General features: G+C 63.9%; 22 protein-coding genes, 1 pseudogene and 1 riboswitch. Of the genes and pseudogenes, 11 read left to right on the top strand and 12 right to left on the bottom strand.

The features are described 5' to 3' along the window. Positions 1–356: 356 nt before the first annotated feature. Complete coding sequence (locus NFG58_RS06660; protein WP_348827821.1) at positions 357–1,937, bottom strand: aldehyde dehydrogenase (NADP(+)); 1,581 nt, start codon at positions 1,935–1,937, stop codon at positions 357–359. 222 nt (positions 1,938–2,159) lie between these two features. Beyond that, positions 2,160–2,936, bottom strand: a complete 777-nt coding sequence (locus tag NFG58_RS06665; protein ID WP_045994118.1) for an SDR family NAD(P)-dependent oxidoreductase — start codon at positions 2,934–2,936, stop codon at positions 2,160–2,162. 454 nt (positions 2,937–3,390) lie between these two features. Between NFG58_RS06665 and NFG58_RS06670 the strand changes: the two genes are divergently transcribed. The 4 genes from NFG58_RS06670 to NFG58_RS06685 all read left to right on the top strand — a co-directional run bounded on the left by NFG58_RS06670 (position 3,391) and on the right by NFG58_RS06685 (position 7,368). Then, the gene (locus NFG58_RS06670; RefSeq protein ID WP_348827822.1) at positions 3,391–4,356 is read left to right on the top strand and encodes a tripartite tricarboxylate transporter substrate binding protein; all 966 of its coding nucleotides are present in this window, start codon (positions 3,391–3,393) and stop codon (positions 4,354–4,356) included. A 168-nt stretch (positions 4,357–4,524) separates the two neighbouring features. Further along, positions 4,525–4,995: a tripartite tricarboxylate transporter TctB family protein gene (locus NFG58_RS06675; RefSeq protein WP_348827823.1), complete on the top strand. Its 471-nt coding sequence runs from the start codon at positions 4,525–4,527 to the stop codon at positions 4,993–4,995. Further along, the gene (locus tag NFG58_RS06680) at positions 4,995–6,512 is read left to right on the top strand and encodes a tripartite tricarboxylate transporter permease (RefSeq protein ID WP_348827824.1); all 1,518 of its coding nucleotides are present in this window, start codon (positions 4,995–4,997) and stop codon (positions 6,510–6,512) included. Before NFG58_RS06675 ends, NFG58_RS06680 begins: the two co-directional genes overlap by 1 nt. 160 nt (positions 6,513–6,672) lie before the next feature. Further along, positions 6,673–7,368 (top strand): FadR/GntR family transcriptional regulator, encoded by a 696-nt coding sequence (locus NFG58_RS06685; protein WP_108131721.1) that lies wholly within the window; start codon positions 6,673–6,675, stop codon positions 7,366–7,368. 158 nt (positions 7,369–7,526) lie between these two features. Here the strand turns inward: NFG58_RS06685 and NFG58_RS06690 are convergent, their stop codons facing one another. The 5 genes and pseudogenes from NFG58_RS06690 to NFG58_RS06710 all read right to left on the bottom strand — a co-directional run bounded on the left by NFG58_RS06690 (position 7,527) and on the right by NFG58_RS06710 (position 12,989). Further along, positions 7,527–7,808, bottom strand: a complete 282-nt coding sequence (locus tag NFG58_RS06690; RefSeq protein WP_348827825.1) for a DUF2442 domain-containing protein — start codon at positions 7,806–7,808, stop codon at positions 7,527–7,529. A gap of 10 nt (positions 7,809–7,818) precedes the next feature. Further along, positions 7,819–8,085, bottom strand: a pseudogene (locus tag NFG58_RS06695) (DUF4160 domain-containing protein). Positions 8,086–8,540: 455 nt separating this feature from the next. Then, a complete protein-coding gene (locus NFG58_RS06700; RefSeq protein ID WP_348827826.1) occupies positions 8,541–10,499 on the bottom strand; it encodes a tripartite tricarboxylate transporter permease in 1,959 nt (652 codons plus the stop codon). Positions 10,500–10,600: 101 nt separating this feature from the next. Then, positions 10,601–11,728, bottom strand: coding sequence for a tricarboxylate transporter (locus NFG58_RS06705; RefSeq protein ID WP_348827827.1), 1,128 nt, complete (start codon positions 11,726–11,728; stop codon positions 10,601–10,603). Between the two features lie 127 nt (positions 11,729–11,855). Next, complete coding sequence (locus tag NFG58_RS06710) at positions 11,856–12,989, bottom strand: 4-oxalomesaconate tautomerase (protein ID WP_045994125.1); 1,134 nt, start codon at positions 12,987–12,989, stop codon at positions 11,856–11,858. 150 nt (positions 12,990–13,139) lie between these two features. Between NFG58_RS06710 and NFG58_RS06715 the strand changes: the two genes are divergently transcribed. The 6 genes from NFG58_RS06715 to NFG58_RS06740 all read left to right on the top strand — a co-directional run bounded on the left by NFG58_RS06715 (position 13,140) and on the right by NFG58_RS06740 (position 19,536). Next, on the top strand, positions 13,140–14,039 hold the full coding sequence (locus tag NFG58_RS06715) for a LysR family transcriptional regulator (RefSeq protein WP_045994126.1): 900 nt from the start codon (positions 13,140–13,142) through the stop codon (positions 14,037–14,039). 98 nt (positions 14,040–14,137) lie between these two features. Continuing rightward, positions 14,138–14,626, top strand: a complete 489-nt coding sequence (locus tag NFG58_RS06720) for a plastocyanin/azurin family copper-binding protein (protein ID WP_348815722.1) — start codon at positions 14,138–14,140, stop codon at positions 14,624–14,626. Positions 14,627–14,676: 50 nt separating this feature from the next. Further along, positions 14,677–15,372, top strand: coding sequence for a response regulator transcription factor (locus tag NFG58_RS06725; RefSeq protein ID WP_240184300.1), 696 nt, complete (start codon positions 14,677–14,679; stop codon positions 15,370–15,372). Further along, the gene (locus tag NFG58_RS06730; RefSeq protein WP_261394976.1) at positions 15,359–16,708 is read left to right on the top strand and encodes an ATP-binding protein; all 1,350 of its coding nucleotides are present in this window, start codon (positions 15,359–15,361) and stop codon (positions 16,706–16,708) included. Before NFG58_RS06725 ends, NFG58_RS06730 begins: the two co-directional genes overlap by 14 nt. 211 nt (positions 16,709–16,919) lie before the next feature. Next, complete coding sequence (locus tag NFG58_RS06735) at positions 16,920–18,752, top strand: copper resistance system multicopper oxidase (protein ID WP_348827828.1); 1,833 nt, start codon at positions 16,920–16,922, stop codon at positions 18,750–18,752. Positions 18,753–18,765: 13 nt separating this feature from the next. Beyond that, complete coding sequence (locus tag NFG58_RS06740) at positions 18,766–19,536, top strand: copper resistance protein B (protein ID WP_108449902.1); 771 nt, start codon at positions 18,766–18,768, stop codon at positions 19,534–19,536. Positions 19,537–19,632: 96 nt separating this feature from the next. Here NFG58_RS06740 and NFG58_RS06745 read toward each other — a convergent pair whose 3' ends face one another. The 5 genes from NFG58_RS06745 to NFG58_RS06765 all read right to left on the bottom strand — a co-directional run bounded on the left by NFG58_RS06745 (position 19,633) and on the right by NFG58_RS06765 (position 24,519). After that, complete coding sequence (locus NFG58_RS06745) at positions 19,633–20,412, bottom strand: glutaredoxin (RefSeq protein ID WP_213228301.1); 780 nt, start codon at positions 20,410–20,412, stop codon at positions 19,633–19,635. 151 nt (positions 20,413–20,563) lie between these two features. Beyond that, complete coding sequence (locus tag NFG58_RS06750) at positions 20,564–21,394, bottom strand: SDR family oxidoreductase (protein WP_348827829.1); 831 nt, start codon at positions 21,392–21,394, stop codon at positions 20,564–20,566. Continuing rightward, positions 21,382–22,152 (bottom strand): iron-containing redox enzyme family protein, encoded by a 771-nt coding sequence (locus NFG58_RS06755; protein WP_348827830.1) that lies wholly within the window; start codon positions 22,150–22,152, stop codon positions 21,382–21,384. The genes NFG58_RS06750 and NFG58_RS06755 overlap by 13 nt, the downstream gene beginning before the upstream one ends. Then, entirely contained in the window at positions 22,149–23,783 is a 1,635-nt protein-coding gene (locus NFG58_RS06760; RefSeq protein ID WP_348827831.1) for an AMP-binding protein, read from the bottom strand. Before NFG58_RS06760 ends, NFG58_RS06755 begins: the two co-directional genes overlap by 4 nt. Beyond that, entirely contained in the window at positions 23,776–24,519 is a 744-nt protein-coding gene (locus NFG58_RS06765; protein WP_348827832.1) for a thermostable hemolysin, read from the bottom strand. The genes NFG58_RS06760 and NFG58_RS06765 overlap by 8 nt, the downstream gene beginning before the upstream one ends. Before the next feature lie 164 nt (positions 24,520–24,683). Here NFG58_RS06765 and NFG58_RS06770 point away from each other — a divergent pair, with 164 nt between their 5' ends. After that, positions 24,684–25,358 carry an SOS response-associated peptidase gene (locus tag NFG58_RS06770; RefSeq protein ID WP_348827833.1) on the top strand — a complete coding sequence of 225 codons (675 nt, stop codon included), beginning with the start codon at positions 24,684–24,686 and terminating at the stop codon, positions 25,356–25,358. A 98-nt stretch (positions 25,359–25,456) separates the two neighbouring features. Beyond that, positions 25,457–25,555: riboswitch (TPP riboswitch) on the top strand. Positions 25,556–25,577: the final 22 nt, after the last annotated feature.

Here is a 25,577-nt window from a genome sequence, read left to right on the forward strand (position 1 = left end):
CTATCGCAATATAGCTCTACCTGACGAAAACCGATCAGCCTGGTTACCATCAATTTAACTACACGTTCCGTAAATCGACCCCATCAATCAGGATAACCCTTTAGGTAGTGAGTAGGGGGCTTCCTGTGGGACCTTAAGGCTAGCCAGATATTCGGGATGCTCAGATGTGCCCGAAGTGGGATCTCCCACTGTGGGCACACAAGAGGTGGCTAGCGCTTACATAGCGCAGATCGACGTCATCAAAAAAAGGCCCTCGCCGGTGGCGAGGGCCTCGTTGATGGTGCGCCAGGGACGCCGGTGGGCTGGCGTCGCCTGTTGTAGAGAAAGAGAGAAGGAGAAAAAGAAAGAACGCTGGGTTAGCGCTTGCCGTTCACCTGGCGGGTCAGCCCCAGAGGGTTGTCGGCCTTGAGGCTGTCCGGGGCCAGGGCCTCGGGCATCGCCTGGTAGCACACCGGGCGCAGGAAGCGCTGGATCGCGGCGCTGCCCACCGAGGTGGTGCGCGAGTCGGAGGTCGAGGGCCAGGGGCCGCCATGGACCATGGAGTGGCACACCTCGACGCCGGTGGGCCAGCCGTTGAACAGGATGCGACCGGCGCGACGCTCAAGCAGCGGCAGCAACTGGTCGGCCAGCGCGTAGTCGGCTTCCTCGAGGTGGACCGTGGCGGTCAACTGGCCTTCCAGCGCGGTCAGCACCTGCTGCATCTGTGCCACCGAGTCGCACTCGACGATCAGCGCGCAGGCTCCAAAGACCTCGTCATGCAGAGCGGCGTTGCCGATGAAGTCACTGGCGCTGGTGCGCAGCAGGTGCGGCTGGCAGGGGCAGGCAAGATGGCCGGTGGCCTTGCCCTTGGCGACCAGGCTGACGCCCGGTTGGTCGACGAGTTGGGCGACTCCCTGCTCGTAGGCGGCGTGGATGCCGGGGGTCAGCATCAGCTGTGGGGCGGCTTCGCGTACCGCGGCACCGGCCTGCTCGACGAAGCGCTCAAGCGCGGCGCCGGACAGTGCCAGAATCAGCCCCGGGTTGGTGCAGAACTGGCCGGCGCCCATGGTCAGCGACGCGACGAAGGCGTCGCCCAGGGCCTCGGCGTTGGCTTCCAGCTGCTGCGGCAGCAGCAGCACCGGATTGATGCTGCTCATCTCGGCGTAGACCGGGATCGGCTGGGGGCGCGCCTGGGCGGTGCGCAGCAGGGCGGTGCCGCCGTTGCGCGAGCCAGTGAAGCCCACCGCCTGGATGCGCGGGTCCTTGACCAGGGCCTGGCCGAGCTCGCTGCCGCTGCCGTAGAGCAGCGAGAACACGCCTTCGGGCATGTTGCTGCTCTTGGCGGCCTGTTGCAGGGCGCGTCCGACCAGCTCCGAGGTGCCCGGGTGGGCGGAGTGGGCCTTGACGATCACCGGGCAGCCTGCGGCCAGCGCGGCGGCGGTATCGCCGCCGGCCACCGAGAACGCCAGCGGGAAGTTGCTGGCACCAAACACCGCCACCGGACCCAGCGGCACCTGCTGCTGGGCGAGAGAGGGACGCGGCATGGGCGCGCGCTCGGGCAGGGCGTCCTCGATGCGTACGTCGAGATAGTCGCCGCTGCGCAGGACCTCGGCGAACAGTCTGAGCTGTCCGCAGGTGCGGCCACGCTCGCCTTCAAGGCGTGCCCTGGGCAGGCCGGTCTCGGCCATGGCGCGCTCGGTCAGGGTGTCGCCGAGAGCATCGATATTGTCGGCTGCCGCCTCGAGAAAGGCAGCGCGGTCTGCAAGCGGCAGGCGGCGGTAGGCCAGGAAGGCGTCCTCGGCCAGCTGGCAGGCGCGCTCCACCTCGGCCTGGCCCGCCAGGGGGTAGGCCGGGGCAAGGGTCTCGCCGGAGGCGGGGTTGACCGCCGAGATGGTACGTCCGTCGGTGGCACCGGCCATCGAGGAAAAGCCGATCAGATGATGACCTTCGAGTGTCATGGGGACTCCTGTTATTGCGCAGTGAAGATGATGAAAGGTGGCAAGGGGCGGCCGCTGCCAAACCGGGGTCGACGCGCACGAAACCTGCGATCGCAGTACGCACGAACGCCGAGTAGGGGAGTGGATAGCGAAGCGGCCGGAAGCATGTCCGGCCGCTCGGGGCTCAAGGGGTAGACGTCGATAGCGCCGTCACGCCGGTGGCCCGGGATGCTGCGATATGCCTCAGGGGCACATCTGGCCGCCGTTGACGTCGATCACCTGGCCGGTGATGTAGCCGCTGGCAGCGTGGGAGGCCAGGAACAGGAAGGACGGTGCAACCTCCTCGGAGGTGCCAAGGCGGCCCATGGCGATAGTGGAGGCGATCTTCTCTTTCACCTCAGCGCTCTTGTCGGCGTGGAAGGCGGTGTCGATGGTGCCCGGTGCGACGATGTTGAAGCGCACGTTGTCCTTGGTGAATTCCTTCACCCAGTTGCGATGCAGGTTGTGCAGCATGGCCTTGGAGCCGCCGTACAGGGAGGCGCCGAGGCCACCGCCTTCGCGACCGGCGATGGAACCGGTGCTGATGACGCTGGCGGTCTCGCCGCGCTTCTCGGCGGAGGCCTTCAGGTGCGGCATGGCGAAGCGGGTGGTCATGATCACCGAGCGCAGGTTCAGGTCCATCACCAGGTTGAAGTCGTCGTCCTCGAGGGACTCGAGGCCCTTGCGCACGCCGAGGCCGCCGGCGTTGTTCACCAGCACGTCAAGGCTGCCGAACTGATCGACAAATTCGTTGACCAGGGTCTCGCACTCGCCGCTCTTGGTCAGGTCGCGCTCATAGTAGGCGAAGCGCGCACCCTCGGACTCCAGCTGGGCGATCAGCTCCTCGGCGGCGCTGTCCTTCTGGCTGCTGTTGATGCCGACGATGGCACCCTGGCGGGCGAAGGCCACCGCGGCGGCACGACCGATGCCCTTGGTGGAGCCAGTGATAAGGACGGTCTTGTCGTTGAGATCGGCGAACATGAAGTGCTCCTGAACGAATCGGGCCTGCAACAGGCCGCATCATGGATGTTGATAGGAGAAAGGAGGGCGCAGCGCGACCAGCCTGGGATTGTGGGATAAACCTTAGCCTAGCGCCTGATGGACTTCAAACAAATACTAACAAGTGAGCATGGTACTTTGGTCTTGTGGGCAGAGATCTGCTGTCAAAGATAACTTTGGAAAGCGCGGTACTTACGATTGAGAGTTTTGTTAAGACATTGTAAACAAAAGGTTTTAGTGGGGTGTCGGCGATCGATTTTTCCTCTCGGCAGGTGGCGGTGAAGGCTCGTCTACGGGGCCCGTTAGCATAAAGTATAAGTTGTAATAACTTGTCTAGTTGGCGCCGTGGCGGCACTCTTGCAAGCGTTCTTTCCGGTGGCGGGTCGCCACGACCTTGACCGGATCCTCAGACGCTCGACGACAAGAGAGATAACTCATGCGAACGCTCCCACGCCTGCTTTGCGCGTCCCTGCTGGTGGCCACCTCCACGGTTGCCGTCGGTGACGACTATCCCTCCAAGCCGATCACCCTGATCGTGCCCTGGTCCGCCGGTGGCGGCACCGATGCCGTCGGTCGTCAGTTTGCCGCCGGCCTGCAGGAAGAGCTGGGGCAGCCGGTCAACGTGGTCAACCGCACCGGTGGCTCCGGTGTGGTCGGCCACATGGCGATGAAGATGGCGCGTCCCGATGGCTATACCCTGGGCCTGGGCACCGCCGAGATCGCGACCTATCGCCATATCGGCACCGCCGACCTGTCCTACGAGGACTTTACCCCGATCGCGCTGCTCAACCTCGATTATGCGGCCTTCACTGTCAACGCCGAGTCGCCCTGGCAGAACCTGGACGACGCCCTGTCCGACCTGGCCGAGTCACCCAACGAGTACACCGTATCGGGTTCTGCGCCAGGTGCTGCCTACCACCTGTCGTTTGCCGGCTTCCTCGACCAGCAAGGCATCGATCCGAATACCGTCAATCTGGTACCCAGCGAAGGCGCCGCGCCGGGCCTGCAGGAGCTGGCAGCGGGCGGTGTCGACATCGTCTTCTCGTCGCTGCCGGAGACCGAGTCCATGCGCGAATCCGACCGCGTCCGCACTCTGGCGGTGCTGTCCAGTGAACGCGAAGAAGCCTTCCCGGATATCCCGGCGGCCGGCGAGGTGACCGGTGATGACTGGTCTCACGGTTCCTGGCGTGGCCTGGTCGGCCCCGAGGGTCTGCCTGAAGAGGTCTCCGAGCGCCTTTTGAGCGCCGCCGAGACGGTGTGGAACTCCGAGGACTTCCAGTCGTTCATGGACGGTCGTGGCTTCGGCACCGTGTGGGAAGGCCCGGAAGGTTTCGAGGCATTCATGGCCGAACAGGATGCCAACAACGCCTCCATCATCGACAAGCTTGGCCTGGCCCAGTAACCGAGAGCCCAGTAGCTGAAGGCTCAGTAACCAAGAGCCCAGTGACAGACCGCTCGGTGACAGAAAGCTCAGCGAGCGGTCGACTGGCACAGTCTGCAATACACCCGATTGAGCGCCGCATCGGCGGCGCACTGACAAAGGTGCGGTAACGCCCGGGAGATCGTCATCATGCGTACCAGTGACGCGGTATCGGGAACCATGGCGGCGGCCCTCGGGGCCGCCCTCATCGTCGCTTCCGCGGACTTGAGTCCGCTGCCGCGCCAGGTCTATGGCGCCGGCACCTTCCCCAAGGTGGTGGGGGCCCTGCTGCTGTTGATGGGAGGGCTATTGGTGCTCAAGGGCCTGCGCCAACGCCAGCCCTGGGCGCGCTGGACCTCCAAGGTGTCCGGCCGAGCGTTTGTGCTGGCGCTGGCGGCGGTGGTCGCCAGTGTCATCGCCTACGTGGTGCTCACGCCGCTGCTGGGTTTTCCGATCGTTGCGGTGGTGCTTCTGACGCTGTTGTTTCGCGCCTATCACCGTCGTGGTTGGGGGCGTGCACTGTTGATCGCGGTGATTGCCACAACCGTGATCTGGATGCTGTTCGCACAGCTTCTGCACGTGCCGCTGGAGGCAGGACTGCTTGAACGGGTGCTCTACTGATGAATGAATTGATGCAAGCCGCTGCCATGGTGCTCGACGGCGAGGTGCTTTTGGTGATTGTCGCCGCCTCGTTGTTCGGGCTCTTCATGGGGGCCATCCCTGGTCTCACCGCCACCATGGCAACCGCCTTGCTGGTGCCGGTGACCTTTTTCATGGAGCCGCTGCCGGCCATCGCCGCCATCGTCTCCGCCACCGCCATGGCGATTGTCGCCGGTGACATTCCCGGTGCCTTGCTGCGCATGCCGGGGACGCCCGCGTCGGCGGTCTACGCCGACGAAGCCTACCTGATGGGCAAGAAGGGCAAGCTTGGTCTGGCGCTTGGTATCAACGTCACCTGCTCGATGCTCGGTGGCATCATCGGGGTCGCGGTGCTGGCGCTGTTTGCCCCGCGGATCGCCGAATTTGCGCTGCAGTTCACCAGCGACGAGTACTTCTGGCTGGCGCTGCTGGGGTTGTCCTGTGCGATTCTGGTCGCCGGCGGTGATCCGCTCAAGGGCGCCATCTCGATGATGATCGGACTGTCGCTGGCGATGATCGGCATGGACAGTGTGTCCGGCCAGATGCGCTTCACCATGGGCAGCTATGACCTGCTCGCGGGTATCTCGTTGCTGCCGGTGCTGATTGGCCTGTTCGCCATCACCGAACTGCTGCGCAGTCTGCCCAACGCCGGGCAGCGCGCCTCCAGGGTGGAAACGCCCAAGGGCAAGCTGCTCGACGGCGTGGCCCGTACCACCTGGCGCTACAAGGGCGGCGTCGCCCGTGGCGGGCTGCTCGGCACCATGATCGGTGCACTGCCGGGCGCCGGCGCCGACATCGCCTCCTGGATCAGCTACGCCATCAGTCGCAAGCTGTCGCGGGAGCCGCAGAAGTACGGCACCGGCCATCCGGAAGGGCTGGTCTCGGCCAGCGCCGCCAACAACGCGGCCCTGTCCGGCGCCTATATCCCGGCCCTGGTGTTTGGCATTCCGGGGGATACCGTCACCGCCATCATCATCGGCGTGCTGACCACCAAGGGCATCACCCCGGGCCCCGACGTCTTCACCGAGCAGGGGGCTCTGGTCAACGCCATCTTCATGGTGTTCGTGCTGGCCAACCTGTTGCTGCTGCCGCTGGGGCTGATGGCGATCAAGGGCGCCGGCAGGCTGCTGGCCGTGCCCACTGGCGTTCTCTACCCATTGATCCTGATGTTTTGTATCGTGGGGGCCTTCTCCGCCAATAACAGCATGTTCGATGTCTGGGTGATGCTCGGCCTGGGGCTGGTCGGCGTATTCCTGATGGAGAACGATTTCCCGCTGGGCCCGCTGATTCTGGCCTTTATTCTCGGCCCGATCATCGAGAGCAACTTCATGCGCTCGATCCTCAAGTCAGACGGTGACCTGATGGCCTTCGTCGACCGGCCCATCGCCATGGTGCTGGCGGGGCTGGCGATCCTGACCTGGACCCTGATCATCGCCAACGGCGTGTGGAAGGGCCGCAAGGCCGGCAAGGGCGGCGGAGTCTCCACCGAGGCATCCTGATCCGCGGGCGGTGGTGATCCGCCCGGATAGGGCAGGTAGAGGCGCCCTGTGTGGCCTAAAGGCCCAATGCGGGGCGCCTTTTGCAGTGGTAAAAGGGAGGTGGCGCCTGATGGTGCAAGCCAGGCGGCTTCCAGGGAACAGAGAACCGGAGCAAGGCAAGATGGCACAAGACGAAAAATTTTCACTGGCTTCGGCGGTCTACGAGAAGATTCTGGAAGCGATCATCGAGGGCCAGTATCCGGTCAACAAGAAGCTGCCGACCGAAGCGCAACTGTGCCAGCGCTACGAAGTGTCCCGGCCGGTGCTGCGTGATGCCCTGGCGCGCCTCAAGGAAGACGAGCTGGTGGTGTCCCGGCGGGGCTCCGGCAGTTTCGTGATCCGTCAGCCCGACAGTGCGGTGCTCAAGTTCGCGCCGATCTCGAGCATCGCCGATATCCAGCGCTGCTTCGAGTTTCGTACCAATGTCGAGGCGCGGGCGGCGCACCTGGCGGCGTTGCGACGCACCCAGGACCAGCTCGACCAGATCCGTCGCTGCTACGACATCATCGATGAGGCCAACGCCCGCCACGACCTGGCCACCGACGAGGACTATCGCTTCCACCTGGCGATCACCGAGGCGGCCAGCAACCACTACTACATTACCGTGCTGAAGTCGCTCAACGAGAGCATCAAGGAAGGCATGAACCTGACCCGGGGGCTGTCATTGATGGCCTCTCAGGAGCGCTTGAAGCTGGTCCAGGATGAGCACCTGGCGATCGTCGAGGCGATCAGCGACAAGGATGGCGAGCGCGCCGAAGCCGCCATGCGCGCCCATATCGACAACGCCCGGCATCGCATGTTCGAGGGGAGCCAATAAGGGCGCGGGGGAGTGCTGGCGTGCCCGAGCGCGGCCCTCCAGGATAGTTTGAAGTGGGTCGCTGAGTGGCTCGGGACTCGGAAGATTAGGAAGGTATTCCCGAGCGAGTGTTCTTTATCTGCACATGGACAGCCCAGCTGTCTGGCCTGGTGGCGTGCTTAGCTGTGTGTGCCCTGTTCTTCGCTTGTCTCTCCATGTTGCACGTCAGTACGCTGGCTTTTGGCATAGACAACCTCTGGGTCAAGATCGATTCCTGATTCCCATTCGATGGTGTCAAATGATACCCGAACGCGATCAAATACCTTGCGATCCTTTAGCTTCTGAAACACTCCAAAATCCAGGTAGGTTTTCATATCCAGGACGCCATTCTCTCCGTTGTCAAAATGGATCGAGAGGCGATAGTCGTCAATCGGTGTAACCTTTTTCACAGATGGGTACATGATTTCTCCCTCACTGTAATGGCTGGATCTTGAAGGGTTCTTCGCCGTTCATGACCAGTCGCCAGTCTGCCATCAATTCGTCCTGATGAAGCTCGGCCCATGCCAGGACAAGCTTGGTTTGCTTCCTTGGCAGATCTCCTTGAATAATCTCACATGTACGGATATTGATCGTTCCCTTGTGTTCGCCTTAGTAGACATGGAAATGCGGCGGCGGGTGCTCTTTCGGAGCATAGTACATCCGAATGATGATGCCATAAAACATTGAAATTGTAGGCATTCAACCTCTCCTGCCCGAACATGCTGGTGCTGTTCTCGTGGCAATGGCGTGCAAGAGGCCTGACAGGAAGTAGTGTGAATAGCAGCTCCGAGCTCAGGCGACCTATTGTGAAGCTAGCCGGAACACGGCGGTCATGTCCAGATGGCACGCCCGAGTCCAATCGTAGCCACCAGGCGGCTGACAGTCAGTCGTTTTCCTAAGGCTCGTTGCCGCCAGAGGGGATCTTGCCGACGCGGGTGAATCTCGAGGTGGCTCAGGCCAAGTTCGTGGCTCTCGCTATGCTCGATAGCCCGGCCAGCGAGCGAGCCCCGTTGACGATGCTCGTCGACCTCGATGGTGTTCCCCTCACGCACGTCTTTACAGGATAAGCCCCGCCGAGGCGGGGCTTATCTCTTTACAACGGTGTACAGCGGTGGCTTTCGTACTCGCAGGGCTGCTGCGGGTCGCTTCGGGGGTCAGTAGAACAGCAGCGGGTCGAGGATTCCCTGGGGATAGGTCAGGGTCAGAAACTCTGCCATGGCCAGCAGGAATGCCAGTACCCCCAGCGCCATCAGCACCGCGACCCAGGGCTTGAGCTTGGCGATGGCCAGCAGGAACACCAGGGTGAACAGTGTGGCCGTGGTGATGAAGCCCAGCGTCAGCATGGCGGCGACGAGGGCAAAGAAGCCGACCAGCCAGATGGCTTCTCGGGCGAAGGTCTGACGCTCCCAGCGGGGGCGACGTACCACGCTGCGGACGATCTCGGCCAGGCAGGCGAGGGCCATGATGGCAATCGCGAGCCGCGGCATGATGCCGCCGATCAGTGACAACTCCGAGACGTTGACCCAGGCGCTGGCCGCCAGTGCCAGCAGGGCTACCAGCAGCACGATATCGATGATCCCAAGACGATGGGATTCAGCGTCGGGCTTAGGCTCGGTGGCCGCGGCGCCCACCGACATCGGCTGACGCCGCTTCTTGATCTGCTTGCCGATCACCGGAATGAACATGGCGGCAAGAATCATGGCGCCGATGATCAGCACGCCGGGGCGCAGGAAGGCGTCGGTGCCCTGGAACTGGACCGCCTGGTAGAAGTAGGCCTCGGCGCCCGGTGCCAGCACAAAACCGATCAGGAAGGCCGGACGTGACCAGTTGGCCTGCTTGAACAGCACGCCAAGCACGCCGATGGCACCCAGGGCGAGCAGATCGCCGGTGGCGCGGGTGGCCTGGAAGGCGGCGAACATGATCAGCACCGTGATCAGCGGCGCCAGGGTGGCAAAGGGCACCCGGGTCAGGTTGGCCACGGGGCGAGCCAGGACCAGGCAGAGCGCGGCGCCGAGGATATTGGCAAGAGCCAGCGACCAGATGATGGTGTAGGTCAGGTCCAGATGGGTCTCGATCATGCCGACCCCGGGCTGCAGGCCGAGCAGCAGCAGGCCGCCCAGGAACACCGCCGCAGTGCCTGAACCGGGCACCCCGAACAGCAAGGTCGGCACCATGGCGCCACAGGCGCAGGCGTTGTTGGCCGACTCCGGGGCGATGACGCCGCGAATATCCCCCTTACCGAACTCGGAGCTGTCCTTGGCCGATTGCACCGCATGGCCGTAGGTCAGCCAGTCCACCACCGAGCCAGCGAGCCCCGGAATGGTGCCGACCAGGCTGCCGATGGCGGCGCAGCGTGCGACCAGCCCGCGCTGCTCGCCGACGTCCTGGATACCGCGACGCCAGCCTTCGCCGAGACGGCAGGGCTTTTCGGCGATGGCGCCTCGCTTGACCAGCAGATCGATGATCTCCGGCAGGGCGAAGATGCCGAGGCCGACGACCACCAGCGGCAGGCCATCGAACAGGTAGTCGATGTCGAGGTTCAGGCGAAATTCTCCGGTGGCCGGTGCCATGCCGATACCGCCCACCAGCAGACCCAGGCCACAGGCGGCCAGACCCTTGAACAGGTCGGCTCCCGACAGCACCGCCACCATGGAAAGCCCGAGCAGGGTCAGCATGAACAGTTCCGATGACGAGAACGACAGCACCAGTGGTCTTGCGATCAGGATAAAGCCGGTCAGCACCACGGCACCGATCAGGCCGCCGATCATCGAAGACAGAAAGGCGCTGGACAGGGCCCGTGCGGCCTGGCCTTTCTTGGCCAGGGAGAAACCGTCGATGACGGTGGCCTGTGACGCGCTGGAGCCGGGAATGCCCAGCAGCACGGAGGCGAAGGTGTCGCCGGTGGGGATGACCGCCACCAGGCCCATCAGCATGCCGAGTGCGACCGTTGGCTCCATGCCGTAGAGAAAGGGCAGCAGCAGTGACATGCCGGCGATGCCGCCGAGGCCTGGAATGATGCCGACGACCAGGCCAACCAGCACCCCCAGCGTCATGAACAGCAGATGGGACAGGGTAAACAGCTGTCCCAGGCTGGAAAGAAGGATATCAAGCATGGCGTGTGGCTCTCGAGTTGTTGGTGACGCCCGAGGGCGTGTTGTTGAAGTCGTTGAGCCAGGAGGCGCCGGCCGTCGCGGCCGGCGCTTCCCGAACGGTGTCAGATCCTGGCGTTGTGCTTCTCCTCGAGCCACTTGGCCAGCCACTCACGGGTCGCCTCATCGATCGACATGGCGTCTTCCAGGTGGCGCTGGATGACGTCGCCGATGACCGGGGTATAGGGGCCGAGCTGGGCCTCTGCGTCCTGCTTGAACTCATCGGTGGCGACGAACTCGCGGGCAGCGTCACGGTAGGCGTCGACCAGCTCCTGAGGGGTGTCCCTGGGCACCATGATCAGCTTCTGCAGGGCGAAGCCAGAGGCGAAGAACTTGCGAAATGCCTCATAGGCAGGCCCGGAGGGCGCCTCGCCGTGACGCGCCTGGTAGACCTCGTTGAAGGTCGGCAGGTCGGGGAAGGCCGGGTCGCGAACAATCTTGCCGTCGTCGTCGAGCAGGCCCAGCGAGAACAGCGGCACTGCCTTGCCGGACTCGACCAGCGGGGTGACGTTGCTCAGGTAGGCCGAGCTGGTCTGGAAATCGATGTCCGCTTCGCCGCGTTCGAAGGCCAGTCGTCCCTCGCCGCGGCTACGCATACCGAACACCGCCTGGACGTCGGCGCCGAGCAGGTCGAGGGCGATCAGCACGGGCAGCTCGAGACCGGTCGGGTTCTGGGCGGCCAGCTTGACCGGCTGGCTGAGCAGGGCATCGATCGCCGCGTCGGCGGTGTCGCCAAGGCTCGGCTGGCCATAGACCACCCCGCCGGTGGGGGTCGCCAGGATCGGCGTCCATTCGCTGTAGTCATAGCGTACGCGGCGATCATCCAGCATCGCCGGGTACTGGGTGGAGGCCGATGTGCCGAGCCAGTTTGAACCGTCGGCCTTGGCGCGCATGGCGAACAGATTGGCGCCATTGATCGAGCCGCCTCCCGGGACGTTGTCGATCATGATGGTCGGCTCGCCGGGGATATAGTCGCTGAGCCAGGGCGAAAAGAAGCGCGCCCACACATCGGTGCCGCCGCCGACGCCGAACGGCACGGTCCACTTGATATTGGCGGGTACCTCGACCTCTGCGGCCTGGGCATTGCCGGCGAGGCTGGCGCCTGCGATGGCGATGCCGAGTGCCGCGGCCCTGGTAACGCGGGACAAGGCGAGGCGTGATGCGGTGAACGAGGAAGGTTTACGGGTCATCATGGCGTGTCTCCTGACGGTCGTTGTGACGATTGTTATGTCTGTTGGGGAGGTGGTGATTGTTATGGCGGTTGTGGTTGTCGGGCGCGGCGGCGCTTCGGGCAGCCGGCAGCGTCCTTGTCGGTGCTGATCAGTCCGGGCCGGGGCGGCTGGAAGGCGTACCGGGCAGAGTAGGGTCGGGCAGGGCGTAGAACAGGGTGCCGCTCATGATCTTTCTGGCGGTGCGGATCAATGAGGCTCGGGCGATATCGCCGGGGTCGCCGTCGCGGTGCTCCACCTGGAGATCGATGAAGCCCGACGGGTGCTCCAGGCTGACGGCCGCCTTGAGGTCACCGGCCTTGAGTTGCCCTGCATCGATGGCGATGCGATTGGCGACGGTGCCAGGGACGCTGACGGCGCTCGCCACAGCGATGGCACCGGTGACAGCGATCGCCTTGTGACAGCGATGGGGGACAAAGTAGCGGGTGCACAGGGTGCGCTCGGCATCCTCGGCGGGCGAGGCCAGCACTGGCTTCGGTAGCACGCTGTCGCTGACGTCACCAAGCCCCATCAGCTCTCCTGCATGACGACGGATCCTCTCCAGACGCTTGAGCAGGTCGCTGTCGGCGTCCAGCTCGAGCGGCGTCTCGCGGCCACTCAGTCCAAGCTCTCGCGCGTCGATCATGATGATCGGGGTGGCTGCATCCAGGCAGGATACGGTGACACCGTCGATGGTGTCGGCGGCCTGGCCGGTTGGGAGCAGTCCCGACGTCTTGGTTCCGACGATGTCGAGAAAGCTCAGTTGAATGGCGGCGGAACTGCCGGGGACACCGCTGATGCGAGTGTCGCCGTCGTAGCGGACCTGGCCGGCGTCGGTGGGTACGTGGCACTCGATCAGTCGCTGGGTGTTGAGGTTGCGTACCCGCACCAGGGTGTAGTCCGGTTGCGGCTCCACCAGGCCGGACTCGATGGCGTAGGGGCCGACGGCAGACAGCATGTTGCCGCAGTTGGGGTTGAAGTCGACACGGCGGTTGAGCACGTCCACTTGGGCGAACAGGTAGTCCACGTCGGCGTCCGGGTGGCTGGAGCGCTCGACGATGGCCACCTTGCTGGTCAGCGGGTCGCCGCCGCCGATCCCGTCGATCTGCAGGGCGTGGCCGGAGCCCATCAGGCTGATCAGGATTTCCGCCCTGGCGGGCTCGTCGTCGGGGAGGTCGCTCATGCGCAGGAAGGGCCCGCGGGAGGTGCCGCCGCGCATGATCATGCAGGGGATGCTGTTCATCATCGTGATGCCACGCCGTTGTTGGAGGTCGTGGTATCAGCTTGTCAGGCGCCTATTGATGCTTCAAATGCTAAGTTTGGTGTCTATCAATGCAAAAAAAGGATTAATGCACTATGGTTATTAGTCCAAAAGCCTTCATGCAAGAGTGACCCGATGCAGCACCGTCTTGAATTTCTCGATCTGCAGGCCTTCATTCAGGTCGCGGAGCTGGGCTCCTTCCATGAGGCGGCTCAGCGCCTGCACCTGTCGCAGCCTGCGCTGTCACGGCGAATCCAGAAGCTCGAAGAGTTGCTGGAGGTGGGCCTGCTCGAGCGCACCACCCGGCGTACCCGGCTGACGCCGATAGGCGCCGACTTTCTGCCTCGGGCGCGACGGATGATCGAAGAGTACGAGTCCTCGATCCTCGGTATCCGCGAGCTGGCCACCCACCAGACCGGCACCGTGACCATCGCCTGCCTGCCGACCGCTGCCTTCTACTTTCTGCCAAGCGTGATCAGGGGGTTCAGCGAGGCCTGGCCGGGCATCCGTATTCGTATTCTGGATGTCAGCGCCAACGAGGGTCTCGAGAAGGTCATCAGCGGCGAGGCCGACTTCGGCATCAACATGTTCAGCGCCCAGCGGCCTGAGGTGTCTTTCACCCAGTTGATGAGAGACCCCTTCGTCTTGGCGCTGCGCTCCGATCACCCTCTGGCGGCCAGGGAGCAAATCGAGTGGTCAGACCTCGAGCAGGTGCGGCTGATCACCGTCAGTCGCGACAGCGGCAATCGCACCCTGCTGGACAATGCGCTGTCCGCCGAGGGCATCCACCTCAACAGCTTCTACGAAGTACAGCATCTGTCCACCTCGCTGGGGCTGGTGGAGTCGGGCCTGGGGGTGGCGATTCTGCCGCGCATGACCATGCCGGGCCCGGATCACGAGATCCTGTGTTCGCGGGAGCTGCCGGAGCCACGCATCCAGCGCACCATCGGCCTGGTACGCAGCAACGTGCACAGTATCTCGGGCACCGCCCAGCTGTTTATCGATCTGCTGCTGGAACAGTGGAAGCATTCGTAGGCGCAGTGAACCGCATGGCCATCTATCGCCGATTCAGTATGGATTCAGGTTCTTGCGCTACAAACAGAGGGAGACACCCAAAACGGAAGGATGACGTCATGCGCAGCACACTGATGGTGGTCGCTCTTGGCCTGTTGTCGACCCAGGCATTGGCAGGTCCCGGCCACGCTCAATCGGAGGCCATGGACCCCGATCAGGCGGATCGCACCATCGCCGTCGAGGCTGGCGATATCTGGTTCGATCCGGAAAGCTTGAGCGTTGCCCCCGGGGAGGTGGTGGCCTTCGAGGTCACCAACAGCGGTCAGCTCGAGCACGAGTTCGTGATCGGCTCCGCCGAGGCACAGAACGAACACCGCAAGATGATGCGTGAGATGGCCTCGGGGGGAGGGCATGGCATGCACGGTGACGGCCACGACATGAGTCAGATGCACGGTGCCATGGACATGCCGGCGGTGACTCTGGCGCCGGGAGAGACCAGGACGCTCGTCTGGCAGGCGCCGGAGCAGGGGGCATCGCTGACCTTCGCCTGCAATGTACCCGGACATTTTGAAGCGGGCATGCATGGCACCCTGAGTGTGGGAGAATAGGCGGCAAGCCTGGGACGGGGCCACCCCGTCCGGCTCGAGTGAGGCGTGGCATGCCTGGGCCCGCTGGCAGGGAGATGATGGTGATGAAGCTGTTGCTGGTCGAGGACGATGACCTGCTCTGCGAGAGTCTGAAGGATACGCTGGATGATCATGGCTATCGCGTCGACGTTGCCGAGCGACTGAGCGTGGCAAAGGCGCTGTTGCACAGCGAAGAGTATGCGCTGATGATCCTGGATATCGGCCTGCCCGATGGTTCGGGGCTCGACTGGCTCGAGTTCCAGCGTGAACACGGCCTAGGCCTTCCGGTGCTGATCCTGACGGCTCGCGATGCCTGGCAGGACAAGGTGGACGGCCTTCGTCGGGGGGCTGATGACTACCTCACCAAGCCCTTTCACGAACAGGAACTGCTGGCGCGGATACAGGCGCTGCTGCGGCGGCGTACCGAATTGACGGCGCGGCTGATCGTCAATGGCATCCGCCTTGACGAGGAGCAGCGCCAGGTCAGTTGCGCGGGAGGCCCATGGCAGACGCTTACCGCCACCGAGTTCTGCCTGCTGCGCTACCTGATGCACCACCCTGACCGGGTGCACTCCAAGACGAAGCTGCTCGATCAGCTCTACGCCCTGGAGCAGGATGCCCCGGCGCCCAATCTGGTGGAGGTCTATATCGCGCGCCTGAGGCGTCTGCTGGGCAAGCATGTCATCCAGACCCGCCGTGGCCAGGGGTACGTGCTTGTTTCGCATTAGACGCAATAGTCTCCGTCTGCGCCTGCTGGTCAGCCTCGGGGCGGTGTCCCTGCTGGTCATGGGGTTGACCTGGTTCATGCATGGCCTGCTGCTGCGCGAGACCGCGCGGGACTTTCTGGGTGACCGACTGCGGCAGGAGGCGGAGTATCGCCTGGCGCAACTGCGTCAAGCCGCAGACCCGGTACCGGCCCCCACCTTGCCCTCGAGCCTGTCGGCCGAGGTCTTTCATCACCTGTACGTGCTCAAGCGCGGCGAGCTCGTCACCACCTCCCATCCGAGCTGGTTGTCGGCATTGACGCCCCATCTGGATGGGCCTGACAGGTCGCTGCTGGATGTACACCTGGAGGGACGTCACCTGCTGGTGTTGAGGCGAACCTTTACGGTGGACGGCAGGCCTGGGGTGCTGCTCATCGGAGAATCCTTCGACAGCGTCGAGGAAGGCCTTGCGGCCCTGCACTGGTGGATTGGCGCCATCGCAGGTCTGGTGCTGCTGGCTCTTTCGCTGCTTAACGGGTTGGCGGTCAATGCCGCCCTGCGGCCACTGGATCTGTTGCAGCGCCAGCTGGCCGAGCTGCGAAGTGGTCAGCGACAGCGTCTCAGAATGAAGGTGCCGCAGGAGTTCCGCCCTCTGGTCTCGCAGCTCAACCGTCTGATGGACAGCCAGGAGCGCCGATTGGTGCGTTCGCGTAACGCCGTTGCAGACCTGTCCCATGCGCTCAAGACCCCTCTGACCGCGGTGATGCAGGCGCTGCGCAGCAAGCGTGAGCTTGATAAATCCCGCCGTGAGCGTCTGCTGGAGCGGTTGACGCTGATGCAGGAGTTGATGGAGTCCCATCTGCGTCAGGCGCGTCTGGCGGGCCCCGGTGGCGGCCAGCACACCCGGGTCAAGCGGGAACTCGACCAGCTTTTTGACATGTTTCGAAGCCTGTACCCCGACAAGCGCTTCGTCATGGCCCTCGGGGACGCCGAGGATGCCTGCATCGAGATGGAGCGACAGGACTTCCTGGAAATGATTGGCATCGTGCTCGACAACGCGGGCAAGTGGGCCAACCAGTCGGTGTGGCTCGCGCTGACGTTGGGGCGATGTCTAGAGCTGAAGATCCAGGATGATGGCCCCGGAGTGGCGGCGGAGTTGCTGCCGCTGTTGGGCCGGCGAGGGCACAGGCTGGATGAAGGGCGGCCAGGCAACGGCATTGGCCTGTCGATTCTGCTTGAACTGGTCGAGCAGTACCGGGGAGAGGTCGGCTTTCAGGCGCCGCCCAGCGGTGGACTCGAGGTGACCATCCGCTTGCCGTTGGCGCTGGCGTCAACCTCCGAGAGAGAGGCCGTGCGTTAGGGCTTGTCTGAAAAGTGCCTGCGCTCGGTAATACGGCGTTAAAAATCGGATCAAAATGCTCATTTACACCCCGTAAACTGCGCTTTCTCACCGATTTTTGCCTTGTCTAACCTTCGCTCGTCGACTTTTCGGACAGCGCCTAAGGATTCAGCTGGCTTTCAGCTTGGCGATGGAAGATGGCAGAAGTTCATCGCACAGGAAGACAGCACCCATGTCGACGACACTTCTGCCGCCACATCGGCTATCACGACGAGGATTCATCAAGGGAAGCGCAGCCCTGGGAATCGGCACCGCCGCCCTCGGTCTGGCGCCTGCCTGGGCCAACCCCTGGGGACAGACCTCGAGTTACCCCAAGGGGGTGGAAAGCGGTCCGGATATCTCGCTGGCCATACGTCGCCAGAGCGTGCCCATCGCTGGCCAGTCTGCACGGCCGATTACCCTCAACGGCACCAGCCCTGGCCCCCTGATCCGGCTCAAGGAAGGGCAGGACGTGACGCTGCGGGTGACCAACCTGCTGGACGAGCCCACCTCGATTCACTGGCACGGCATTCTCCTGCCGCCGGAGATGGATGGCGTCCCCGGCGTGAGCTTTGCCGGCATCATGCCGGGTGAAACCTTTAACTACCGCTTTCCCCTCCGTCAAAGCGGCACCTACTGGTACCACAGCCACTCAGGACTGCAGGAGCAGATTGGCCATGTGGGCCCCCTGGTCATCGACGCCGAACAGCGCGAACCCTTTCGCTATGACCGCGAGCACGTGCTGCTGCTGACCGACTGGAGTTTCGAGGACCCCTCGACCATCTTCCACAACCTGAAGACCGGGGAGGGGTACTACAACTTCCAGGAGCGCACCCTGGGAGACTTCATCGCCGATGTGGACCGTCAGGGGCTCGCCTCCACCTGGGAAGCGCGTGCCATGTGGGGCCGGATGCGCATGAGCTCCCGTGATATCGCCGATGTTACCGGCGCCACCTACACCTATCTGCTCAACGGTCATTCTCCCAATGACAATTGGACTGCCCTGTTTCGCCCCGGCGAGACGCAGCGGCTACGTGTCATCAATGGCTCCGCCATGAGCTACTTCGACGTGCGGATTCCGGGGCTCGAAATGACGGTGGTGGCGGCCGACGGCCAGCCGGTTCGGCCCGTGCCCGTCGAGGAGTTCCGCATCGGGGTGGCGGAAACCTATGACGTTCTGGTGACGCCGAAAGACGATGTGGCCTACACCATCTTTGCCGAGTCCATGGACCGAAGCGGCTTTGCCAGGGGGACCCTGGCGCCGCGTATGGGGATGGTGGCGCCGCTGCCGGAACGCCGACGTATTGCCGATCGAGGAATGGAGGCCATGGGAGCCCACGAGGGCATGGATCACGGCTCGATGGCTGGTATGGATCACGGTTCGATGGCCGGTATGGATCACGGCTCGATGGCTGGTATGGATCACTCGAACATGGGCGGCATAGATCATGGCTCGATGACCGGTATGGACCACTCGAGCATGGCGGGAATGGATCACGCTCAGATGGACAGTACGGAGAGCGCCACTGGTACAGCCATGCTGCCGGTGGGCGTGGCGCAGCCAAGCTCCCGCCTCGATCAGCCTGGAATCGGCCTGGATGCCCGCGAGCGTCGTGTGCTGGTGTATCAGGACCTGAAGGCCATCGCGCCATGGCCTGACCGTCGTCCTCCTGGTCGCGAACTCGAGCTTCATTTGACCGGTAACATGGAACGCTACATGTGGTCCTTCGACGGCAAGAAATTCAGTGAGGTCTCGGGGCCGATCCACTTCGACAAGGGCGAGCGTCTGCGCCTCATCCTGGTCAATCGCACCATGATGGAGCACCCGATCCACCTGCACGGCATGTGGATGGAGCTGGAGAATGGTGCCGGTGAGCTGATTCCGCGCAAGCACACCCTGAACGTCAAGCCAGGCGAGCGCCTTTCTGCACTGATCACGGCGGATGCCGAGGGCAGCTGGGCGTTCCACTGCCACCTTCTTTATCACATGGACGCCGGCATGTTCCGCGTCGTCAAGGTTGCCTGAGGAGAGATGACGCATGGAAATTCGTGTGGGCCGTATTTGCCTGGCAGCGCTATCGGGCCTGGGGTTGTCGTCGCTGGCGCTGGCTGAGGATGGCTACGACGCGCCAGATCACTGGCCGTCGCCCATGCAGGAACATCTGCGTGGCTCGGTGCTGGTCGACCGTCTGGAATACGTCTGGCCGTCTGAAGACAGCGAGGCAGTAACCTGGGATTTTCAGGCCTGGTACGGAGGCGACGTTCATCGCGTCTACCTGAAGGGGGAAGGTGACAATACCCAAGGGGATGGCGAAGATGCGGAATTTGAATCGCTGGATCTGCTGTATAGCCGACTGATCGCCGACTTCTGGGAGCTACAGGGAGGGCTTGGCTATCAGGGCGGGCTTGGCAGCGATGACCATCCCGAGCGCTATTTCGGCGTGATCAGTCTGCAGGGGCTGGCGCCCTACCGGTTGGAAACCGAGCTGGATCTTCGTGTCAGTGACGATGGTGATACCTCCTTGAGTCTGGAGCAGGAATATGATCTGCGACTGACCCAGCGGCTTTATCTGCAGCCTCGCCTGGAAATGGAAGTGGCGTTCGATGATGCCGAGGAGTTCGGTGTAGGGGAGGGATTCAATTCCTTGCGCACCGGCCTGCGCCTTCGCTATGAGCTACATCGCAAGTTCGCGCCCTATATCGGCGCCTATTGGCAGAAACTTTATGGTGATACTGCCGATATGGCGCGTGATGAAGGCGATCAAGTGGAGGACACCGCAGTGGTTGCCGGGCTACGCGTCTGGTTTTGATGCCTCTGCGGACATGGCTGCCACTCAAGGAAACCCCGCCAGGCAATGCCTGGCGGGGTTATGCTGTTCGTCTGGAACCGTCAGGTCAGGTGTGTCTTACATTAACAGTGCCTTGGCCGGCATCCACAGGCCCATCAGCAGCATGATCAGGTTCTCGCTCAGGGAAACGAAGCCCAGGGGAACGTTGCTGTTGCCGCCGACGCAGGCGCACTTGAGTTCGCGCTTGTCGATGTAGACCGCCTTGAACACCGAAATGGCCCCCACGGTACCGATGAACAGGGCCACAGGCGCGGCGATCCAGATCAGGCTGCCTGCCAGCATCAGTATCCCGGCCAGTGTTTCGGCGTAGGGGTAGATGTAGCCGTAGCGTACATCGCGTTGGGCCAGCAGGTCGTAGTTCAGGAACATGGTGCTGAAGCTTTCCACGTCCTGCAGTTTCTGCAGGCCCAGCAGAACCATGGCCGAGGCGACGGCGAACTCGATGGTGCGCACTGAGACCAGCGACTGGCCGGACACCCAGCCCACCGCCAGGCCGATCAGCAGGGCCGTGGCGAAGATGGCGATGACAGGACGGTAGCTGACTTCCTTGTCGCCGGGCACGCTCATGCCGAGGTGGCGGCGCAGTTCCTCGTAGCCGCCGATGCGCTCGTCGCCGATGTACACCTGGGGGGTGGTGTCCACGTCGGCTTCCTGCTTGAAGCGGTCGATGGCCTCACGTGACGTCAGGGTGTGGTCGTCGACCTGGTAGCCCTTGCGCTTGAGCAGCGACAAGGTCTTGAGGCCGAAGGGGCAGAGGTGATCCGCGGTCTTCATGCGATAGAGGCGGGCAGTGCTGGATGAGGCCCGCTGCGCCGGGCTTGCTGTGTTCGTGCTCATTTCCTCTCCCTGTGGTGGTTGAGAAAAGCCCAGACAGGCCAGGGTGGTGGCCCCTGAAGCTTCCGTCACTACTATGCAAGTTCGAGCATCTTCACCACAGACTAAAACCCTTGTGCAGCACAAGGGTCAAGGCGATAAGGACGTCTGCTGGTCAGTCCTGGACAACCTGCGCAGGGGGATCCAGGTGGCGGGATATATCGGCTCGGGACCGGGCGATAGCGCGATCGACGAGCGTGGGGGCGATGGCGTTGATCAGCGCGAACAGGCGCTCCTTGCCGCCGAGGACGGCGCGACGCTGGCCTCTTGTCAGCTGCTTGATGATGGCATCTGCCACGCGCTCGGGGCTGTCCACGGTATTGCCCAGGGCCTCGTTCATGGCCTCGGCGTCGGGGCCGTTCATGGCGGTCCGGGTGGCGCGGGGGGCCAGGTACTGCACCCGGACCGAGGTGTCTTCGAGCTCCCGGGACAGCGCTTCGGCGAAGCCCTTGAGGCCGGCCTTGCTGGCGCAGTAGGCGATATAGCCCGGGTGGCCGATATGCCCCAGCAGTGAGCCCACGAACAGCAGGTTGGCGCTGGGTTGGCCGAGAAACAAAGGCAGCAGGGCCTGGGTCAGCAGCAGGGTCGAGCTCAGATTGGTATCGAGCACCCGGATGACGTCGTCTGGCGAGGTTTCGCGAAACCAGCCGAGATGATTGATGCCGGCCAGGTGGACCAGCGTCGAAGGGCGCTGCTCGGGTGCTGCCTGACTTAGCTGGTCGAGTAGCCGCTGGCGGCCCATCGCGGTGGTCAGATCGACGCCAGCGACGAGGGTGTGTCTCGAGGCAGCCTTGCCAAGCTCGCCCGCCAGGGCGCTGAGCTTGCCCTCATCACGCCCTGCCAGCCACAGGCTGGCGCCTTCGGCGTCAAGCCGCTTCACTAGGGCCGAACCGATGCCGCCGGTGGCGCCGGTCACCAGAATCCTGCGCTCGCTCAGTGATGGCATGAGTTTGCCTCCAGCGCTTCGTCCGTCCAGTGCTCGGCGTCTCGCAGGGCGGCGTCATGGACCGCGCCATAGAGGCGATAGAAGGCGCGGGCCGAATGGATGATCTGGGCCTGCTCCTCGGTGTCGGTGATGGTGTCCATCAGTTCGGCGAAGAAGGCCATATGGGAGATGTCCAGTTCGCCGTGGGAAAACAGGTAGTGGAAGGCGTCATCGGTCAGGCCCAGGCTATCGCGGATGGCCCTGCCGGCGGCGCTGGCCGCCGAGGTGCTGGTACCCTCGAGCACCAGCACCATGCCGAACATGGCCAGTGGATGGCGACGTCTGATGCTGTCGTAGGCGTAGGACACTATCCATTCCGTCTCGAACAGCGGTGGGCGTGAACGCGCGTGGTGCCGATCGACGCCGGTGGACTCGAGGTCATCGAGTATCCAGTGTTCGTGGCCCTTTTCCTCGTCGATGTACTCGGCGATGGCCATGCGCAGGTTGTCGCGCAGCACGAAGTTAGGAGCGGACAACTCGGCGCCGCAGGCCATCATCAGTGAGACGGTGTGGCGCACATGGTGATAGGCCTGGGCGAGAAAGGCGCGATATTCGGGCAGCGTGATCTTGCCACCCTGGGCGCGCCCGATCAGTTCCCCTCCCATCAAGGCTTGGCGTTCGTCTTCGGTGGCAGCGAGCAGGTGGCGGTAGAAACCATCGGGCTTGCCGTTGTCGACAGGTGGCGAGGTGACGATCGGGGTATCGGTCAGCGTGTTCATGGGGGTGGGGGTTCCTGTGGGTATGAAGGGAGGCCGTCGGCGGCGGAGGAGAGCGCTGCTGACACCTGCTCATGGCCGGGGAAGGTTCTGGCGACAAGCCGCTCGATGTCGCAGCGACGGCGGAGCTGAATGCTGGCCCGGCGCAGGCGTCCGTTGGCGGTCAGTTCGTTGCTGGCGCTCGACAGCGGTGCTGCGACCCCTGGCAGTTGCCGCATCAACGACTGCCAGCCGCGGACCCTGGCGTAGTCGGGCAGGCGCTGATTGAGCGCGGTGATGTGGGCTTCCAGGCGGGGGGGCTGGATAGCGGCTGAAGGGCTAAGGAGCGCCAGCACCCCCGGCAAGCCTTCGCCGAAGACGAAGGCACGATCGATACCGTCGATGAGCTCGAGCTCCGCCTCGAGCCACTCGGGACAGAGATTGCGTCCGTTCGACAGAATGATGACGTTGCGCTGACGCCCGTCCAGGCGCCAATGACCGTCCGCCAGGCGGTGACCGAGATCTCCGCTGGGCCAGGGCATCTCGGTTGACGGAACCTGATGATCGGACGCCAGATAGCCGAGCATGCGACGACCGTGGACCAGCAGTTGGCCCTGTTCATCGGTGCTCAGGCGCAGTCCCTTGAGGGGGCACCCGACACGGCCATCCTGGGGCTCGTCCGGGCGGCTTAGACAGACCACCGAGCCCATCTCGGACATGCCGTAGCCCTGGGCGACAGGGAGTCCCAGCTGGGTTGCCTGTTCGAGCAGGCGGCGGGGCACCTGGCCCCCGCCCACGGCGACTAGCGACAACACCTGTTGCCAACCGTTTGCCGCAGATTGATGTGAGGCCAGGTGAGTTAGCGCCTTGAGCAGCGCCGGCACCAGAATCAGGCTGTCGGGTCGCCGCTTGGCTAACCAGCGTTGCCACTGGGCCAGGTCCAGCGTACCGCTGCCATGAAGCCCGGTAAGATCGGGTGAGTCGATAACGACGGTGGCTCCTCGCCAGAGGGCGAACAGCGCGCCCGCAAGGTGCTCGAGTAACACCGCCATGGGCAGCATCACGCCGTGACGATGCAGGGGTACACCTGCAAGGCGTTGTTCCAGTCCTTCGATGACCGACTCGAGATGTGGCCCGGACAGGCAGACCCCCTTGGGGGTGCCGGTGGTGCCGGAGGTAAAGGTGATCAGTCGCGTTCCGTCCGGCAGCGGTGCGGGCGTCGAGGGGCGCCGGAACAAGGCGATGGACAGGCCGGCCGGAGCGTCGAGTGGCTGGCGCTTGAAGTCGTTTACGTGGGCAGACGGCAGCCAGGCGTCCAGCGGGCTGTCCTGCGCGATCAGAAGCCCGTCCAGCCCGGTGGTATCGAGCAGGTGGTTGAGCTGTTGTTCGCTGAAAAATGCAGGTATCGGGGTGATCGGCAGGCCCGCCCTCCAGGCAGCGAGCTGGGCGACCAGCCAGCCAGGAGAGTTGTGACCCAGCAGGCCCAGGTGAGAAACGCCCGACTGCTCGAGTTGGTGCGCGACAGTGTCGGTGGCGGCCTCCAGTGGCCGGGCGGTAAGTCGGATGTCGGCGCCATCCGGGGTTTGCCCGAGCAGGCTCTCCACATCCGGCGACAGCCTCGCCCTTTGGCGCAGGCGCTGGTGTAGCCTATCCATGGGGCACGTCCCCGGCCGCCGAGCAGGCGTGGACATGGGGTAGCGCCGGTACGGGATCTGCCGCCTCCGGGGCAAGCTGTGCTGCGCCGGCGAGAAGCAAAGCGCCGAGCGGGGTGGCGCGCATGCTGTTGGCCACCTCGAGGGGGCGAATCACCACGACCCTGGGGTCCCGCTCGTAATACCGTCCCCAGTCCACAGGGTTGTCCAGGCAGTGGCGATGGGCGCGACCGATCGTGTGCATCTCGATGCCGAGCCGCGCGAGGCCGTTGCGCACGTCCCTGGACGCCGTCACCACCAGCCAGTCGATGCCCAGTCGCTCGAGCACCACCACCAGCGACAGCATCAGCCGTCGGCCGGCGCCTGGCGATGCGCTGGCCAGGGCGCCGACCTCCATGACCTGGTGGCGCGGCGGCGCAAGGTCGCAGAGGCCACGAGTGGCGAGCACCATCTCGACAGGTGCCTCGAGGTAGTGTTCCACCATGAGAGGGCCTTCATCGGCACGCCTGAGCCCCGTGGTGGCGACGAGCGCGCCATGGGGGGCTCGCAGTGTCAGCAAGCGCTGGTAGGGGTTGCTGATGGAGGCATTGTGATGGAGACGATAGACGTCGGAGATGAAGGCGTTTGCCTCACCCAGCCGCTCCGGGGACGCCCAGCACAGTCCCGAGGGCATGTCCGGCTCGGGAGCATCCGTGTGGGCTGTCGTCTTCGAGGCCGATGCTGCGATTGCCGGGGTCATGTCATCGCGTCCTTGAAAGAGGAGTTGATGGCAAGGCTAGGCTGCCTAGCTTAGCGAAAACTTAACGTTCGCAGATGACTAACCCGCAGCGGGCAGGGCAGGCCGATGGGGGTGCAACAGATGGTGCTAGGCTGATCCTGCAGGGTCCGGTAACGGAGGTAACCATGTGCGGCCGTTTCGCCTGTTACACACCTTTTGCTCAGCTGGCGGCGCTGATGCGCTTGCCGGTGGCGCCGCGCCTGCCCGAGCAGGAGCCGCCACCTCGCTACAATGTCGCGCCGGGCACCTGGATCACGTCGCTGGCCATGGACGGGGAGGGCGTACCTTCCTTTACCTCGATGTGGTGGGGCTATCGACCCCACTGGGCCCAGGCCGGGGCGCCGGAGCCGATCAACGCCACCGTGGAGAAGGTCGCCACCTCGCGCTATTTTCGTGGGGCCTTTGCCCGCCATCGCTGCCTGGTGCCGGCGGATGGCTGGTACGAGTGGCTGCCGGGCGAGACCGGTAAGCAGCCTTATTTCTTGTGTCGTGAAGATCGCGCGCCGCTGTGGCTGGCGGCGATCTTCAGTGAAAGGGACGACGGCTGGCCGGGCCTTGCCATCCTTACCGAACCCGCCCGGGGCTGCGCGAGTGAGGTGCACGCCCGGATGCCGCTGGCGCTGGACGACGGCAGCCTTGAACCCTGGCTCGATCCTGCCCTGAGTGATCGCGACGTCATGCGCCAGACGGTGCGGCATCTACCTGCTGGCGCCTTCGAGGCATGGCCGGTCTCGACCAGGGTCAATCGGGCGGGAGAGGAAGGAAGGGACTTGATGGAAGCCGTCCAGGCACCGGGCTGAGCGTCGGGTCTGAAGCGCCCATCTGCATGCCCTGGCTGCGGTGATGTTCCAGGTGCTGCGCGGCTTGTCCGCCCCGCGCCGATGGGCTAAGGTCGAAGGCGCATGGCACGGGGTGTCCCGCACGATAGCGGGGCTGAGAAACACCCGTCGAACCTGATCCAGTTCATACCGGCGAAGGGATGTCAGCGCAGTCGTCAGTCCAGGGGTCGGCGTGCGTTC

Origin of the sequence: Halomonas sp. RT37 (genome assembly GCF_040070525.1) — a bacterium.
GTDB lineage: Bacteria > Pseudomonadota > Gammaproteobacteria > Pseudomonadales > Halomonadaceae > Halomonas > Halomonas litopenaei.